This is a genomic window from Microbacterium sp. SL62, assembly GCF_026672635.1.
GTDB classification, from domain to species: Bacteria; Actinomycetota; Actinomycetes; order Actinomycetales; family Microbacteriaceae; genus Microbacterium; species Microbacterium testaceum_A.
The window spans coordinates 3,238,708-3,253,551 of sequence record NZ_JAPPRM010000001.1 but is presented as its reverse complement, the minus strand read 5'-3'; the positions used below and the strand labels follow the sequence as shown (position 1 = coordinate 3,253,551).

The following is a 14,844-nucleotide window of genomic DNA, read 5'->3' as shown; positions in this document are numbered from 1 at the left end:
GGATCCGGGGCACTTTCTCGTGTGCGCCGGCTCAGCCCGGAGTTGTCGGGACATGGGTGCAGTGGCATCCGGTGCGGAGGGGGCATGTCCCCATTTCCGTGGGGGTGTGTCCCCGATCGTGCGGTGTGCGCGGTGTCCAGCCAGCGCTTTTTGGGACATGGATGCCGTGGCATCCGGGGCACGGAGAACCTGTGGTCGGCGCCGGGCCGGAACCCGGCCGAGGAATACCCCTCGACCTCGCACGGTTTCTGTTCGTTCACCTCGACCGATGGGAACCCCCGTTTTGACTCAATCCGCGCACGCCCTCGTGGTCGGCGCCACCGGTATCGCCGGCGGCGCCCTGATCGACCGACTCTCCGACGAGGGATGGGCGGTGACCGGCCTTTCCCGTCGGCCGGGTGCGGAGCGTCCGGGTGTCGGATGGCGTTCCGCCGACCTGCGCTCGCTCGAGTCGCTGCGCGCGGCGCTGGCCGACCTGCCCGTCACCCACGTCTTCTTCACCGCGTGGTCGCGGCAGGACACCGAGGCCGAGAACATCGCCGTCAACGGCGGCATGGTCCGCGACCTGCTCGCGGCGCTCTCAGACGCTCCGGTGCGTCATGTCGCCCTGATGACCGGGCTCAAGCACTACCTCGGGCCCTTCGAGGCGTACGGCCAGGGCGAGATGCCCGACACCCCGTTCCACGAGGACGAGCCGCGACTCGACGTCGACAACTTCTACTACGCGCAGGAGGACGAGCTGTTCGCCGCCGCCCGCCGTCAGGGCTTCACGTGGTCGGTCCACCGTTCGCACACGGTTCTCGGTCATGCGGTCGGCAACGCGATGAACATGGGGCTCACGATCGCCGCCGCCGCCGCGATCAGCCGGCACACGGGTCGACCGCTCGTCTTCCCGGGTAGCGAGACCCAGTGGAACGGCCTCACCGATGTGACCGACGCCGACCTGCTCGCGAGCCAGATGGTCTGGGCGGCCACGCACCCCGAGGGCGCTGACGAGGCCTTCAACACCGCGAACGGCGACGTCTTCCGGTGGCGCTGGATGTGGCCGCGCATCGCGGCCGACCTCGGTGTCGAGGCGGAGGGATTCGACACCGCTCCGCGCCCGTTCGAGCAGCAGATGGCCGATGCGGCGCCGGTGTGGGCCGAGATCGTCGAGCAGCACGGACTCGTCGAACCCGACATCACGCGCGTCGCCTCGTGGTGGCACACCGATGCCGATCTCGGGCGCGACATCGAGGTCATGACCGACATGTCGAAGAGCCGCCTCGCGGGCTTCACCGAGCATCACCGCACGCGCGACTCGTTCACGAAGCTCTTCCAGCGGTACCGCGCGGCGCGGCTCATCCCCTGAGGAGGAGCGACGGGGCGACCCATCCGTCGGCGGTGACGTAGGGCCCCCATTTCGGAGCGAGCGGTGTGGGGCGCATCTTTCCGTTCGCGGCGCGAGATTTCCCGGCCCGAGCGGAAGAACCCGCCCCGAACCGACCTACAGCCGCTGCCCCAGCGCCCACAGCCGGTCGGCGCGACCCGAGATCGCCTCCGACAGGGCGAACGCCTGCGAATCGGTGAGGGAGGCCACGTAGTCCACGATTCCGCGGGATCGCGCGAGATTCTCGGCCTCGGCGTCCGAGGGGCGACGCTCGGCGGGAAGGGACGCGTACTGCTCGCGGGCCAGCGCGATGAGCTCGCGCAGCCGCCGAGGAGTGCGGGCGCGGTCGAGGTCGTCGTCGAGCCACTCGCCGAGCGCGCGCACCGACCGGGCCAGGATGCGGCTCATTCCGCGCTGCTGGATGGCGAGGTCGGGGCGGCTGAGCACGAACCTCTTGTGCACGAACTTCAGCACTTCGACGTGGTGCCACGCCCAGGGCGACAGCACGACGGGCCCCGCGCGCGGGGTGTCGAGGGGACGGAGGTCCGCCGACTCCTGGAACCGGCGGATCCAGCGATCGGTGAAGGCGGCGAGACGACGCTCCGCCGTCAGCGACCCGTCGAACGGGCGCGCCAGCAGGTCGGTCACCATCTCGGCATCCACGTCGCTGACGGCGGCGAGGAAGGCCTCGTCGTCGGCGATCCAGGGGTCGTCGCGGCGCATCTTGCGGCGCAGTCGCTCGAGGCCGGCGCCGGGCATGAGTTCGGCGCGGACCTCGGCGTCATCGCGATCGCGCCACTCGAGGACGTCATCCAGCCACCCGCGGAACTCGGCGGCGATGGGAGCGTGGTCGAGGATCCCCGCTCGGTAGAAGTCGTCCACGTCGTGCACCGAGTAGGCGATGTCGTCGGCGAGGTCCATCACCGCGCCTTCGACGCTCTGGCGGAGGGGCTCGGCATCCACTCCCTGCCGGGCTTCGACGAGATCGGCGAGGTCGAGGTCGTAGGCCGAGTACTTGTGCACGCGGTACGCGCCGTCGGGGGAGCGACGGATGCCGCGGGGCGGGCCGATCCGTTCGACGTCGGCGGCGTCGACCGATGGTGCCCACGGGTACTTCGCCGAGGCCGCGCGCACGGCGGCGGTGAGATTGAGCCCGCGCGGGGCGTTCTCGACCACGTCGAGGGCGGTGAGGATGCGATAGGTCTGGGCGTTGCCCTCGAATCCGTCGGGGAGGCCGAGCTCTTCTCGCGCGAGACGGTCGAGGGTGGACTCGCCGAGGTGTCCGAAGGGCGGGTGGCCGAGATCGTGCGCGTAGGCGGCCGCCTCGACGACGGTGGCGTTGCAGACGTCGCCCTCACCGGCCCGGCGCGAGCGGGTGTTCAGCTGCAGGGCGACGACGCGCGCGATCGCGCTGACCTTGAGCGTGTGGGTGAGGCGGTTGTGCACGGGCGCGCCGCCGATCGAGGGGGAGACCACCTGCGTGACCGCCGACAGGCGCGAGAAGTACGGCGAGAACTGGATGCGCTCGAGGTCGATCGACCAGGGGTCGGCGTGCACGTCGTCGCGGTCAGGGTGGATCCGGGATGCCGCGTTGCCGATGACGGCATCGTGCTCTGCGTTTCCGTGCTCCCGGCGCGCGGTGGCTGCCGGGGGAGTGATCTGATCGGGGAGCAAGGCGGTCCTCTCGGGGCGTCGGCGACGTGTGACCACGCTAACGTGCGGTTTCCGCCCGGGCGTCGTTGTTCCCCGCCGACGGCCCGGGTGGGGCGCGGGCAGGCGCGGCGACGACGCGGAGACGCGGGCCTGCGCCGTCGGGAGCGATAGGTCGCGATGGCCGCCAGGACGGGCGAGGCGCAGCGGGCTCAGGCCGGTCGCCGGATCCGTCGCGGAAAAGATAGCGGAGTGGGAGACCTCGTCGCCCGGTGCGGCGCATCGAGGTCGCGCGCCCGGTTATACGCCTCTGTTCCGGCCGAAGCAATCGTCGGAGCCCGCCGCGCGTTCGAAGGGTGCCCGGGTTAGCGTGGCGCGTGTGACGCTGAACCACATCCGACGCGGGGAGGGCAGCCCCCTGCTGCTCGTACACGGCTTGGGCGCGGGCTGGCAGTCCTGGGCTCCGATCCTCGACGACTTGGCCCGGCACCGAGAGGTCATCGCCGTCGACCTGCCGGGGTTCGGTGAGACGCCGCCGCTGTCCGGCGACGTCTCCATCGCCACGCTGACCGACTCCGTCGCGGATTTCATCCGCGAGCAGGGGCTGGACGACGTGTCCACCGTCGGCCAGTCGATGGGTGGCCGAATCGTGCTCGAGCTCGCGCGGAGGGGAGTCGGCGGAGACACCGTGGCGTTGGACCCCGGCGGCTTCTGGAGTCGGCGCGAGCGCGCTGTCTTCGCCGCCACGCTGCGCCCGTCGATCGTGCTGGTCCGCGCGTTGCGGGCCGCGATGCCGGCCTTGCTCGGCAACCCCGTCGGGCGGACGCTGCTTCTGGCGCAGTTGTCGGCGCGCCCCTGGGCCCTCGCGCGCGAGACCGTACTGCCGGACGTGCGCGGACTGGCCGATTCCCCCTCGGTCGGAGCTGCCCTGGACGCCCTCACCAAAGGCCCCCTGCAAGAGGGTGCCCCCGCGGGCACGGTACCCGGCCGGGTCACCATCGGATGGGGCCGGCGCGATCTGGTGACCGTGCCGAAACAAGCTGATCGCGCCGCGCGACTCTTCCCGGACGCCTCGCTCCACTGGTTTGAACGATGCGGCCACTTCCCGCAATGGGACGCTCCCCGCGAAGCGACACGTCTCATCCTCGACCGCACCAGCTGACGCGGCGGGCCGCGCAACCGTCGCCAGCAGTCACGCTCCGAGGGTGGCGCGAAACGTTGTGCTCCGTTTCGCGCCGCGCCGGTGCCTCACTCCCTCCGCACCTCCACCTCGACGATCCGCGCGTCGTCGACGCCCAGCTCGTACGTCGGCCCGGTGATCCGCAGAGCAATCGCCTCGTCGACCGCCGCGCACGACGGTCCCAGCCGCAGCTCCACCTCGCCCGCCTCGACGACGCGTCGCAGCGCACGATCGCTGTACGCCAAACGCGACGCGGGCACGGTGAAGCGCGCTTCGGCGCTCTCGCCGGGATCGAGCTCGACCCGCGCGTACGCCACGAGCTGCGCGAGCGGTCGCGTGACGCTGGCCACCGCGCGGTGCGCGTACACCTGAACGACGTCCGCCCCGCGCCGGGCTCCGGTGTTCGTCACGCGAGCCGAGACGGTGAATGCATCACCGGCCCGAACCTCGGCAGCGTCTCCGGATGCCGACACACCGGCGTCGCCGCGAGAGGGGGCCGCCGCGACCCCGTCCACCCGCAGCTCCCCCCGCTCGAACGAGGTATACGACAACCCGAACCCGAACGGCCGCACGGGGGTCGGGTCGGTGCTCGTGACCCCCGAGGGGCCGCCGAGCAGGGGGTGCAGGTACGAGTACGGCTGCGCGCCCGCGGAGCGGGGCAGCGAGACGGGCAGGCGCCCCGAGGGGGTGGCATCCCCCGCTAGCAGCGAAGCCAGTGCCGGCGCGCCCTCCTCTCCGGGGAAGAACGCCTGCAGCACCGCGGCGGGACCGCCCGCGGTGTCGAGTGCCCAGTCGAGCGCGTAGGGGCGGCCGGTCAACAGCACCAGCACGACGGGGGTCCCGGTCGCGACGATCGCCTCGACGAGCTGGCGCTGCACGCCGGGCAGGTCGAGGGAATCGGCGTCGTTGCCTTCGCCCACGGTGCCGCGGCCGAACAGCCCGGCGCGGTCGCCGACGACGACGATCGCGACCTCGGCGTCGCGGGCGAGGGCGGCCGCGGCATCCAGGCCCGAGAGGTCGGTGCCCTCGACCGCGCATCCCTCGGCGTAGGCGACGTCGCCGAAGCGCTCGACGAGCGCCTCGCGGACGGTGGGCAGCGCGAAGCCGAGCGGGAAGCTCGGGTGGTGCGCGAGCACGTGGTTCGCGAACGAGTAGCAGCCCATGAGCGCCTCGGCGCTGTCGGCGTTCGGGCCGATCAGGGCGATCCGGCCCGGGGCGGCGAGGGGCAGGACGCCCTCGTTGCGCAGGAGGACGACCGACTCCTCGGCCAAGCGACGGGCCAGTGCGCGATGCTCGGCGTCGTCGAGGTCCACCGTGGCCGGGGCCTCGGAGAAGTCGGCATCCAGCAGTCCGAGATCTTCCTTCTCGGCGAGTACGCGCGCGACCGCCCGGTCGACCGCGGACTCGGGAAGGGCGCCGGATGCCACCCGCTCGGCCAGATACGGGTAGGCGTCGGGCCCCGGAAGCTCGACGTCGATCCCGGCCTCGAGGGCGAGCTGTGCGGCCTCGCCGCGGTCGGCGGCGATCCCGTGCATCGAGCGGAGGAACTCCACGGCGAAGTAATCGGAGACGACCGTGCCGTCGAAGCCCCACCGGCGGCGGAGGAGGTCGGTCAGCAGCTCGGGATTCGACGCGACGGGCACCCCGTCGATCTCGGTGTACGAGTTCATGACGCTGCGCACGCCGCCGTCGCGCACGGCCATCTCGAACGGGGGGAGGAAGACGTCCTGCAGTTCGCGCTGCCCGGCCGACACGGGGGCGTGATTGCGCCCGGCGCGCGAGGCGGAGTATCCGACGAAGTGCTTCAGCGTCGCGTGCACGCCCGCCTCCTGGAGCCCGCGGACGTACGCCGTGCCGATCGTGCCCACGACGTACGGATCCTCGGCGATGCACTCGTCGACGCGTCCCCACCGCGCGTCGCGCACGACGTCGAGCACCGGAGCGAGCCCCTGGTGCACACCGACCTCGCGCATCGAGCGACCGATGGCGGATGCCATGAGCTCGACGGCATCCGGATCGAAGGATGCGCCCCAGGCCAGGGGCGTGGGGAAGGTTGCCGCCTTCCACGCCGCGAAACCGGTGAGGCATTCCTCGTGGACGAGCGCGGGGATGCCGAGGCGCGTCTCGGCCTGCAGGCGACGCTGTTCGCCCCACAGCCACTGGGCGCGCTCGACCGGGTCGACCGGTCGCGTGCCGTACACACGGGTCAGGTGGCCGAGCCCGTGCACCGTGGCGTCGGCGTAGGCGGTGGTGGTGACCTTCTCGCCCGAGAGCGGAGCGACGACCTCGTCGCCCTGGTCGACCCAGTACCCGACGAGCTGCGCGAGCTTCTCGTCGAGGGTCATCTCGGCCACGAGCGCTCGCACGCGGGGGGACGTTCCGGGTACCCGGGCAGCACCGACGTCGGTGTTCTGGATGGTCATGGTGGGGTCAGCCCTTCACGGCGCCGGTGAGGCCGCCGACGATCCGACGCTCGAAGACACTGAAGAACAGCAGAGCGGGGATCATCGACAGCGAAGTGAATGCCAGTACCCGCGCGGTGTCGACGGAGTACTGCGAGGCGAAGGCCTGTGTGCCGAGGGGCAGCGTGAAGGCGGCCTCGTTGTTGAGGATGAACAGCGGCAGCATGTACGAGTTCCAGCTGTTGACGAAGGCCAGGATGCCGACGGTCACGACCGCGGGAACGGCGAGGGGCAGCACCATGCGCCAGAAGAAGCCGAGCCGGCCGAGCCCGTCGATCGAGGCGGCCTCCTGCAGCTCGCTCGGGATCGCCGCGAGGAACGGCGACAGGATGATGATCGTCAGCGGCAGCGCGAACGCGATCTGCGGAACGATGACGCCCGCGAGCGAGTTCATCAGGCCGAGGTTGCGAACGAGGATGTACAGCGGCGTGATGGCCACGGTCATCGGGAACATCAGGCCCGCGGTGAACAGCGCGAACACCGCGCCGCGACCGCGGAAACGGTAGCGCGCCAGGGCGTAGGCCGCCATCAGACCCAGCGCGACGACGAAGACCGTCGTGGCGATCGCCGCGATGGCGGAGTTGCCGACCTGGCCCCAGAAGATGGGGCTGCCGAGCACGTCGGCGTAGTTCTGCCAGTTCCAGGTGGTCGGGAAGCCCGCCGGGTCGACGGTGATCTCGGCGTTCGAGCGGAAGCCGCCGAGGATGATGTAGACCACGGGGGCCAGCATCATGCCGATCAGCAGCAGGGCGACGAAGCCGACGAGCACCGAGGTGGAGCGCTTCGCCCCGGCGGGGGAGTGCAACGACGAGCGCGGGGCCTTGGGGGCAACGAGGGTGGCGGTGGCGGTCATTTGGGGCCTCCGGTGAGGGCGCCGGCGGTGTCGCGCCGCAGCACGAAGCGCTGGTAGATGAGGGCGACGGCGAGCGAGATGAGGAACATGACCACGGCCACGGCGCTGCCGTAGCCGAAGCTGCCCGCGTTGCGGCCGTTGGCGACCATGTAGGTGGCCATGGTCGAGGTGCCGGCGGTCGAGGCGACGTACTGGCCCCAGATGATCCAGACAAGGTCGAACAGTTGCAGCGAGCCGATGATCGACAGGAACGCCCAGATGCGGATGGTCGGACCCATCAGCGGCAGCACGATGTGACGCTGGATCTGCCAGTACGAGGCACCGTCGATGGCCGCGGCCTCGCTCAGCTCCTCGGGAATGCCCTGAAGGCCGGCGAGGAAGAGGATCACCGCGAAGCCGATGTACTTCCACGTGATGATGATCAGAAGCGTCCAGATGGCGAGCGCCGGATCGGAGATCCAGTCGGCGCGGAGGGCGCCGAGCCCGATCTTCTCGAGAGCCCCGTTCAGCGCCCCGCCCGACTGCAGCATGAGGCCCCAGCCGAGACCGACGACGACCTCCGAGATGACGTAGGGCACGAAGATCAGCACGCGGATGAGCGACTGCGCCCGCATCTTGCGGTTCAGGAGCAGCGCGAGTCCGAGGGCGAGGGGCCCCTGCAGCACGAGAGAGCCGACCACGATGAACGCGTTGTGGCCGAGGGCCTCGTGGAACGCGGGGTCGGTGAGGATCGTGACGTAGTTGCGGATGCCGACGAAGTCGACCGGAGTGCCGAAGCCCGACCACTTGTAGAAGCCGTAGTACGCGGCCAGGGCGACGGGGAGGATGACGAACGACACGAACACCACCAGGGCGGGGCCCAGGAGGATCGCGAGTTCGCCGCGGATGCGCCAGTTCTCGAGCCGCCGCCGCGCGGGCGGCCGCCCGGCCGAGGGGCTGCGCTGCGCACCCTCCCCGGCCGGGCGGCGAGACCCGGCGTCGGTCGCCGAGGCGGCGAGCTGCGTCGTCATGAGCGGTGTCCTCAGCGGGACGCGGCGGCGTTGACGGCGTCGACGATGCCCTGCGGCGAACCCTTGCCGGCGAACAGGTCGACGACGGCGACGTTCAGCGCGTTACCGACGTTCTGGCCGTAGAGGGTGTCGAGCCACACCGAGACGTAGGGCGCCTTCGAGTAGGCCTCGAGCACCGACTTCAGCGCGGGGGTCGTCACCGCTCCCTCGGCCTCGCTCGAGGCGGGGAGGGTCTGGAACGCCTTCGCGTAGGCCTCCTGGTTCTGCTTGTTCACGAGGAAGTTCAAGAAGTCGGTGCACTGCGCGGGAGCGTTGACCCAGCACGAGTAGCCGTCGACGCCGCCCATCATGGCGCCCGGCTCGCCGTCGCCGCCCGAGACCTCGGGGAAGGGGAACCAGCCGAGGTCGGCCAGGGGCTGCTCGTCGGGGGTCAGCGAGGCGATCACGCCCGGGTCCCACGCGCCCATGAGCTCCATGGCGGCCTGGTGGTTGGCCAGCAGACCCGCCGACGAACCGGCGCCCTGCTGGGCGGCGGTGGTGAGGAAGCCGTCGTTGAAGGGCTGGGTGGCGAGGAAGGACTGCAGGTCTTCGCCGGCCTTCAGCCAGCACGGGTCGTCGAAGCTGCGGCTCGCGGCGGCGGAGTCGAGCACGTCCTTCGAGCAGGCGCGCAGTGCGAAGTTGTAGTACCAGTGGGCGGCGGGCCAGGCGTCCTTCGCGCCGACGGCGATCGGGGCGACACCGGTCGCCTTGATCTTGGCGTTGGCAGCCTCGAGCTCGTCGATGGTCTTCGGCGCCGCGGTGACGCCGGCGGCGGTGAGCAGGTCTTGGGAGGTGAAGATGCCCGAGGGGAGCACGGCGACGGGCATGCCGTAGTTCTTGCCGTCGATCTCGAACGCCGACAGCGAGGAGCCCAGCGCGGTCTTGGCGTCGGCCGAGATCTTGTCGGTCAGGTCCATGGCCTGGCCGGCGGTGACGATGTCGGCGAGCTTGCCGCCGCCGCGGGCCATGAACAGGTCGGGGGCGTCGCCCGAGTTGAGGGCGGTCTGAAGCTTGCCGTCCATCTCTTCGTTCTGCACGGCCTGGATCTCGATGGTGACGCCCGGGTTCGCCGCTTCGAAGGCGGCGGCGGTGTCTTCCCAGTACTTCTTGCCGTCGCCGGTGGTGGAGTTGTGCCAGAGCGTCAGGGTGACGCTGCCGTCGGCGTTCTGGCCGCTGCCGCCGCCTGCGGCGCACCCGCCGAGCGCGAGGGTGCCGGCGACGGCGAGGGCCGCTCCGGCGAGGATCTTGCGCGTGTTCATGTGATTCCCGTTTCTCTTCGTCGAGGTGCGCCGTGGGACGCGTCGGTGTTCGGCTGCTCCGCCGTTCATGCGCTTTCGGGGTCTGCTGCCCCCGAGGTGTCAGCAGTGTCGCCCGCGGGCGGAGGGGTCGTCAAACGTTTTCGAAAATGATTTCCACGCTAGGGTCGGATGCCATGACGAGGCGCCCGACCATTCACGACGTCGCCGCGGCGGCCGGGGTCTCGGTGGCCACGGTGTCGAAAGCGGTGAACGGTCGCTACGGCGTCTCGCCCGAGACGGTGAGCCGCGTGCTCGAGGCGGTGAAGACCCTCGGCTACGAATCCAGCCTCGTCGCGAGCAGCATGCGCTCGCGTCGCACCGGCGTGATCGGCGTACTCGTGGCCGACATCGAGCCGTTCTCGGCGGAGATCCTCAAGGGCGTCGGGGGAGCCCTGTCCGACACCGGGTACGACCTGCTCGCGTACACCGGTGCCCGTCGCGACGGCGAAGGGTGGGAGCGTCGCTCGCTCAGCCGGCTGAGCGGAACGCTCATCGATGCGGCGATCATCGTCACCCCCACGGTCGTCAACGTCTCGGGCGAGGTGCCGATCGTCGCGATCGACCCGCACACGGGCCGAGGTGATGTGCCGACCGTCGAGTCCGACAGCTACACCGGCGCGCAGCAGGCGGTGCACTACCTTGCGCAGCTCGGTCACCGCCGCATCGGGTTCATCGCGGGGCGGCCCGACCTGCGCTCGGCGGTCGCCCGCGCCTCGGGGTACCGGGCGGGGCTCGCGGCCGCCGGCATCGCCTTCGACCCCGCTCTCGTCGGCGTCGGCCGCTACGCCCAGGACGTCGCCCGCGAGGCCGCCGAGGCCATGCTCTCGCTCGACGATCCGCCCACGGCGGTGTTCGCGGCGAACGACCTGTCGGCGTTGTCGATCATCGAGGTCGCCGGCGCGCGCGGACTGACCGTGCCCGACGACCTGTCGGTGGTCGGTTTCGACGACGTCCCCGAGGCCGCGCGCGCCCAACCGGCCCTGACCACGGTCCGCCAGCCGATGAAGCGCCTCGGCGCCGAGGCCGTGCGGATGGTGCTGACGCTCCTCGCCGGTGACACTTTGCCCGAGACGCATATCGAGCTACCGACCCGCCTCGTCGCGCGCGGGACGACGGCGCCCCCGCGCGTGCGCTGAAGCGGCAGGGCGGGGGGATGCCGGCATCCGCCGCTCCACCCGCCACGCGCGGTCATGCCTCGAACCGTCCCGACCCACCGACGCTCGACGCTCGTTCGCCGCGTCCGCACCGCCCGTCGCGCGCCGCGACACCCCGCGGCTCCGGTACCGTCGAAGAATGCCTACCGCGAGCAGTAAAGACGACGAGGTCGACCTCCTCATCGACGCCTGGTCGCAGCTGCTGCCCGAGGTCGACCTGACACCCCTCGACGTGATGTCGCGCCTGCGTCGCGCGGCCTTCCACCTGTCGAAGCTCCGCGCGAAAGCGTTCGCGAGTGCCGACATCGCCGTGTGGGAGTTCGACGTGCTCGCGGTGCTCCGGCGCGCGGGCACCGAGCTGAGCGCCACGCGCCTGATCACCGCCACCATGATCGGCAGCGCCGCCATGACCAACCGTCTCGACAAGCTCGCCGAGCGCGGCCTCGTGAACCGACGCCCCAACCCCTCCGACGGTCGTGCGATCCTCGTCGCGATCACCGCCGAGGGTATCGAGCGGGTGGATGCCGCGATGACCGAGCTCGTCCGCCTCGAGGCCGAAGCCCTGCGCGATGTCAGCCGACAGGACCAGGCCCTGCTCGCGAGTGCCCTGCGCGTCCTCGCCGCCGGCGAGACGCACGAGGCGTGATCGACCTCGCCACCGCTCTGACCGAGCGCCCCGTCATCCTCGACGGCGGCCTGGGTACGCTGCTCGAGGCGCGCGGCAACGACGTCACGAGCGACCTCTGGTCGGCGCGAGTGCTGCGTGACGACCCCGAAGAGGTGCGCGCCGCCCACGCCGAGTTCGTCGCCGCGGGCGCCGAGGTCGTGATCACCGCGTCATACCAGATCGGTTTCGCCGGACGGATTCCGGATGCCGAGGTCGAGGCGCTGCTGCGCCGTTCGGTGGCCGTGGCGCGAGAGGCCGGCGCGGCGGTGGTCGCGGCATCCGTCGGTCCGGTCGGAGCGCTCCGCGCCGACGGCAGCGAGTACACCGGCGCGTACGGGCTCTCGCTCGCCGAGCTGCGCGAGGCTCACCGCCGACGCCTGCACGTGCTCGCGGATGCCGGAGCCGACGTCCTCGCGATCGAGACGATCCCCTCGCCGCTCGAGGTGGAGGCCCTCGCGCTCGAGCTCGCCGCGCTCGACATGCCCGCTTTCGTCAGCCTCTCGGCCGACAGCACCGGTTTCGCGGGGCGCGGGGCGCTCGCCGCGGCACTGCGCGAAGCGGCATCCGCTCCCGGTGTCGTCGCGGTGGGCGTCAACTGCTGCGCCCCCGGCTCGGTGCGGCCCGCGCTCGAAGACGCCCCGGGCCTGCCGCTGGTGGTCTACCCGAACACGGGCGAGACCTGGGATGCCGCGACCCGCACCTGGCACGGCGGCGCCGCCCCGCTCGCCGACGACGCGCCCGCGTGGGTCGCCGCCGGCGCTCGTCTGGTCGGCGGTTGCTGCCGGTCGACGCCCGCCGACATCGCCGCGATCGCGGCCGCGGTGCGCTGAGGTCCGCTCGCGCCGCCCGTTCCTGACGTGGCGTCAGTGACTGTCGATGACTCGGTCGAGCCATTCGGCGAGCAGGGCGCGCTCGCGGGCTGAGAGGGCGGTGAGGTCGTCCGTGACCGCGCGCAGGGTGATGGCGGCGGCGCGATGGGCGGCGGGCATCTCGTCTGCCGTGGACTCTTCCTCTTCGACGAGAATGCGATCGAGGACGGCGTCGAGCAGAGTGGTCGCGAGCTCGGGGTCGCGCTCGCCGATCGGCTGTTCGAGGAGCGACAGAATGGCGCCCGTACCGGCGGCGTGGATCAGTGCGACGGCGCGAGCCTCGGCGACGCGCAGGCGCCCCGCCGCGGCCACGCGGCGCACTCGCTCCGCGAGCGCGCGGACGCCGTTCGCGAGGGCGGGGGAATCCCGGCCGCGGCGCGGGTCGCTGAGGATGACGTAGAGGTCCGCGTTGTCGAGGCCGAACCGCACCGTCTCGCCCCACGCTTCGCGGAGTTCGCCCACCGGATCCTTCGAGGCGGGGGCAGACGTCAGGGCGGAGGTCTTCGACGCGCTGAAGAGGGCCATCGCGTGCTCGGCGACCGCGTCGAGCAGGCCGTCCTTGTCGCCGAACAGGCGGTAGATCGTCGGAGCCTGAACGCCCGCGCGTTCGGCTACCGCCCGCGTCGTGACGCCCGCCGACCCTTCGGTGCGGAGGATCTCCGCCGCGGCTCCCACGATCCGCTCACGCACGTCGTCTCGGGGCGCCGCAGGAGTCATGGTTCGACGATAACAAAGAGTTGTTATCAGCGGTAATCGCTGTTAGCTTCTCACTGTTTCCATCGATAACAGAAGGAGCATGACGATGATCACCATGACTGGCGCAACGGGCGCCCTGAACGCCCGGACGGTCGACCACCTGCTGCAGACCGTCGGCCCCGCGAACCTCACTCTCGTCGTCCGCGATCCCTCTCGCGCCGGGCGATTCGCCGAGCGCGGAGTCGCGGTTCGTCGCGGCGACTACGCGGACCCGACGAGTCTCCCGTCGGCGTTCGAGGGTGCCGATCGGTTGCTCCTCGTCTCGTCGAACGATCGGGGCGCCGACGCCGTCGCCCTGCATGCCGCGGCCGTCGACGCCGCGCGGATCGCCGAGGTCGGTCACGTGCTGTATACGAGTCACCAGGGTGCCCACTCGGCCTCCCCCTTCGGTCCCGCGCGCGACCACGCGGCGACCGAGGCGCTGCTCGCCGACTCGGGCCTGCGGTGGACGGCGCTGCGCAACGGGTTCTACGCTCACTCGCTCGAGTGGATGCTCGGACCGTGGCGTGAGACGGGCGTGGTGGCGGTGCCCGCCGACGGGCCGGTGTCATGGACCTCGCGCGAAGACGCAGCCGAGGCTGCTGCGGTTCTCCTCCTGAGCGACGAACTGCCTCTGGGGCCCGTGACGCTGACGGCGGCCGACACGCCCCGCTTCGCCGACCTCGCGCGCTGGGCGGGAGAGGCGGCCCGTCGCGACGTGGGCTTCGAGGTGGTCGACGAGGACGAGTGGGCGCGCAGGGCGATCGCAGCCGGCCAACCCGAGGGTGCGGTCCCGTTCACTCTGGGGTTCTTCCGCGCGGCGTCCGGTGGCTTCTTCGCCGGGACCGCCCCGACGCTCTCAGACCTCCTCGGGCGTGAGCCCGTCACGGCGATGAGCGTCGTGGAGTCGCTCGTAGGCCCGCCGTCCGCGTGAGGGGTCAGACGTTGTCGCCTGGAGTGCCTCGACGCGACGATTCCTGACCCCTCACGCGGGGGTGTGGTCAGTCGAAGTCCGCCGCGAGGGCGTTGCGGTGGTACTCGAAGATGATGCTCGTGCGCGTCGAGGCGACGCTGTGCCGAGCGGAGAGGTGGTCGACGACGAAGCGGCGCACGGCCGACGAATCGTCGACGGCGATGTGCACGAGGAAGTCGTCGGCACCACCGAGGAAGAACAGCTGGATCACGTCGGGGTGGCGGCGGATCTCGTGCGCGAACGCGCGGATGCTCTCCTGTCGCTGCCCCGGGCGCAGGGTCACCCCGACGATCGCCTGCAGTCCGCGGCCGAGGCGACTCTGGTCGACGGCGGCGTGGAACCCGGTGATGAGCCCGCGGTCGACGAGGCCCCGCAGGCGGGCATGGGCGGTGGATGCCGCGACCCCGAGCTCGTCGGCGAGGGCGGCGTTCGTCATCCGCGCGTCGGCCGACAGCAGCTCGATGATGCGCGCGTCGAGGGGGTGCAGGTCGTCGTCGGCCACCGTAGATCCTTCGCGTCGTCGAGCCCGGTGGGGGTCGTTCAGCCGATGATATCGCCAGGTAAGCCGCAAGAATCGAAGAATCT

13 protein-coding genes are annotated in these 14,844 nt (G+C 71.3%); 6 read left to right on the top strand and 7 right to left on the bottom strand.

Going from position 1 to position 14,844, the window contains the following annotated elements; translation table 11 throughout:
• Nucleotides 1-268: 268 nt before the first annotated feature.
• Complete coding sequence (locus tag OVA26_RS15640; RefSeq protein WP_268104780.1) at nucleotides 269-1,351, top strand: SDR family oxidoreductase; 1,083 nt, start codon at nucleotides 269-271, stop codon at nucleotides 1,349-1,351.
• A 135-nt stretch (nucleotides 1,352-1,486) separates the two neighbouring features.
• Here OVA26_RS15640 and OVA26_RS15635 read toward each other — a convergent pair whose 3' ends face one another.
• Nucleotides 1,487-3,043 carry a deoxyguanosinetriphosphate triphosphohydrolase family protein gene (locus tag OVA26_RS15635; RefSeq protein ID WP_268104779.1) on the bottom strand — a complete coding sequence of 519 codons (1,557 nt, stop codon included), beginning with the start codon at nucleotides 3,041-3,043 and terminating at the stop codon, nucleotides 1,487-1,489.
• A 355-nt stretch (nucleotides 3,044-3,398) separates the two neighbouring features.
• Between OVA26_RS15635 and OVA26_RS15630 the strand changes: the two genes are divergently transcribed.
• The gene (locus OVA26_RS15630) at nucleotides 3,399-4,181 is read left to right on the top strand and encodes an alpha/beta fold hydrolase (protein ID WP_268104778.1); all 783 of its coding nucleotides are present in this window, start codon (nucleotides 3,399-3,401) and stop codon (nucleotides 4,179-4,181) included.
• A gap of 86 nt (nucleotides 4,182-4,267) precedes the next feature.
• Here OVA26_RS15630 and OVA26_RS15625 read toward each other — a convergent pair whose 3' ends face one another.
• Genes OVA26_RS15625 through OVA26_RS15610 form a run of 4 tightly spaced genes read right to left on the bottom strand, consistent with a single transcriptional unit; the run spans nucleotide 4,268 to nucleotide 9,822 of the window.
• Nucleotides 4,268-6,622 carry a glycoside hydrolase family 3 N-terminal domain-containing protein gene (locus OVA26_RS15625; protein ID WP_268104777.1) on the bottom strand — a complete coding sequence of 785 codons (2,355 nt, stop codon included), beginning with the start codon at nucleotides 6,620-6,622 and terminating at the stop codon, nucleotides 4,268-4,270.
• A gap of 7 nt (nucleotides 6,623-6,629) precedes the next feature.
• The gene (locus OVA26_RS15620) at nucleotides 6,630-7,514 is read right to left on the bottom strand and encodes a carbohydrate ABC transporter permease (protein WP_268104775.1); all 885 of its coding nucleotides are present in this window, start codon (nucleotides 7,512-7,514) and stop codon (nucleotides 6,630-6,632) included.
• Nucleotides 7,511-8,524: a carbohydrate ABC transporter permease gene (locus tag OVA26_RS15615; protein ID WP_268104773.1), complete on the bottom strand. Its 1,014-nt coding sequence runs from the start codon at nucleotides 8,522-8,524 to the stop codon at nucleotides 7,511-7,513. Before OVA26_RS15615 ends, OVA26_RS15620 begins: the two co-directional genes overlap by 4 nt.
• 11 nt (nucleotides 8,525-8,535) lie before the next feature.
• Nucleotides 8,536-9,822 carry an extracellular solute-binding protein gene (locus tag OVA26_RS15610; protein WP_268104771.1) on the bottom strand — a complete coding sequence of 429 codons (1,287 nt, stop codon included), beginning with the start codon at nucleotides 9,820-9,822 and terminating at the stop codon, nucleotides 8,536-8,538.
• A 173-nt stretch (nucleotides 9,823-9,995) separates the two neighbouring features.
• Between OVA26_RS15610 and OVA26_RS15605 the strand changes: the two genes are divergently transcribed.
• From OVA26_RS15605 to mmuM, 3 genes are all read left to right on the top strand, one after another.
• Nucleotides 9,996-10,997, top strand: a complete 1,002-nt coding sequence (locus OVA26_RS15605; protein ID WP_268104770.1) for a LacI family DNA-binding transcriptional regulator — start codon at nucleotides 9,996-9,998, stop codon at nucleotides 10,995-10,997.
• Between the two features lie 157 nt (nucleotides 10,998-11,154).
• Entirely contained in the window at nucleotides 11,155-11,661 is a 507-nt protein-coding gene (locus OVA26_RS15600; protein WP_268104769.1) for a MarR family winged helix-turn-helix transcriptional regulator, read from the top strand.
• Nucleotides 11,658-12,512 carry a homocysteine S-methyltransferase gene (gene mmuM / locus OVA26_RS15595; protein WP_268104768.1) on the top strand — a complete coding sequence of 285 codons (855 nt, stop codon included), beginning with the start codon at nucleotides 11,658-11,660 and terminating at the stop codon, nucleotides 12,510-12,512. The genes OVA26_RS15600 and mmuM overlap by 4 nt, the downstream gene beginning before the upstream one ends.
• 33 nt (nucleotides 12,513-12,545) lie before the next feature.
• Here mmuM and OVA26_RS15590 read toward each other — a convergent pair whose 3' ends face one another.
• Nucleotides 12,546-13,268, bottom strand: coding sequence for a TetR/AcrR family transcriptional regulator (locus OVA26_RS15590; protein WP_268104766.1), 723 nt, complete (start codon nucleotides 13,266-13,268; stop codon nucleotides 12,546-12,548).
• 85 nt (nucleotides 13,269-13,353) lie between these two features.
• Between OVA26_RS15590 and OVA26_RS15585 the strand changes: the two genes are divergently transcribed.
• Complete coding sequence (locus OVA26_RS15585) at nucleotides 13,354-14,220, top strand: NAD(P)H-binding protein (RefSeq protein ID WP_268104765.1); 867 nt, start codon at nucleotides 13,354-13,356, stop codon at nucleotides 14,218-14,220.
• A gap of 67 nt (nucleotides 14,221-14,287) precedes the next feature.
• Here OVA26_RS15585 and OVA26_RS15580 read toward each other — a convergent pair whose 3' ends face one another.
• Nucleotides 14,288-14,761 carry an Lrp/AsnC family transcriptional regulator gene (locus OVA26_RS15580; protein ID WP_144785944.1) on the bottom strand — a complete coding sequence of 158 codons (474 nt, stop codon included), beginning with the start codon at nucleotides 14,759-14,761 and terminating at the stop codon, nucleotides 14,288-14,290.
• Between the last annotated feature and the right edge of the window lie 83 nt (nucleotides 14,762-14,844).

Coding starts and splice junctions, on each gene's coding strand:
- OVA26_RS15640 (WP_268104780.1), top strand. CDS start 269: ATGGGAACCCCCGTTTTGACTCAATCCGCGCACGCCCTCGTGGTCGGC.
- OVA26_RS15625 (WP_268104777.1), bottom strand. CDS start 6,622: ATGACCATCCAGAACACCGACGTCGGTGCTGCCCGGGTACCCGGAACG.
- OVA26_RS15620 (WP_268104775.1), bottom strand. CDS start 7,514: ATGACCGCCACCGCCACCCTCGTTGCCCCCAAGGCCCCGCGCTCGTCG.
- OVA26_RS15615 (WP_268104773.1), bottom strand. CDS start 8,524: ATGACGACGCAGCTCGCCGCCTCGGCGACCGACGCCGGGTCTCGCCGC.
- OVA26_RS15610 (WP_268104771.1), bottom strand. CDS start 9,822: ATGAACACGCGCAAGATCCTCGCCGGAGCGGCCCTCGCCGTCGCCGGC.
- OVA26_RS15605 (WP_268104770.1), top strand. CDS start 9,996: ATGACGAGGCGCCCGACCATTCACGACGTCGCCGCGGCGGCCGGGGTC.
- OVA26_RS15600 (WP_268104769.1), top strand. CDS start 11,155: ATGCCTACCGCGAGCAGTAAAGACGACGAGGTCGACCTCCTCATCGAC.
- OVA26_RS15590 (WP_268104766.1), bottom strand. CDS start 13,268: ATGACTCCTGCGGCGCCCCGAGACGACGTGCGTGAGCGGATCGTGGGA.
- OVA26_RS15585 (WP_268104765.1), top strand. CDS start 13,354: ATGATCACCATGACTGGCGCAACGGGCGCCCTGAACGCCCGGACGGTC.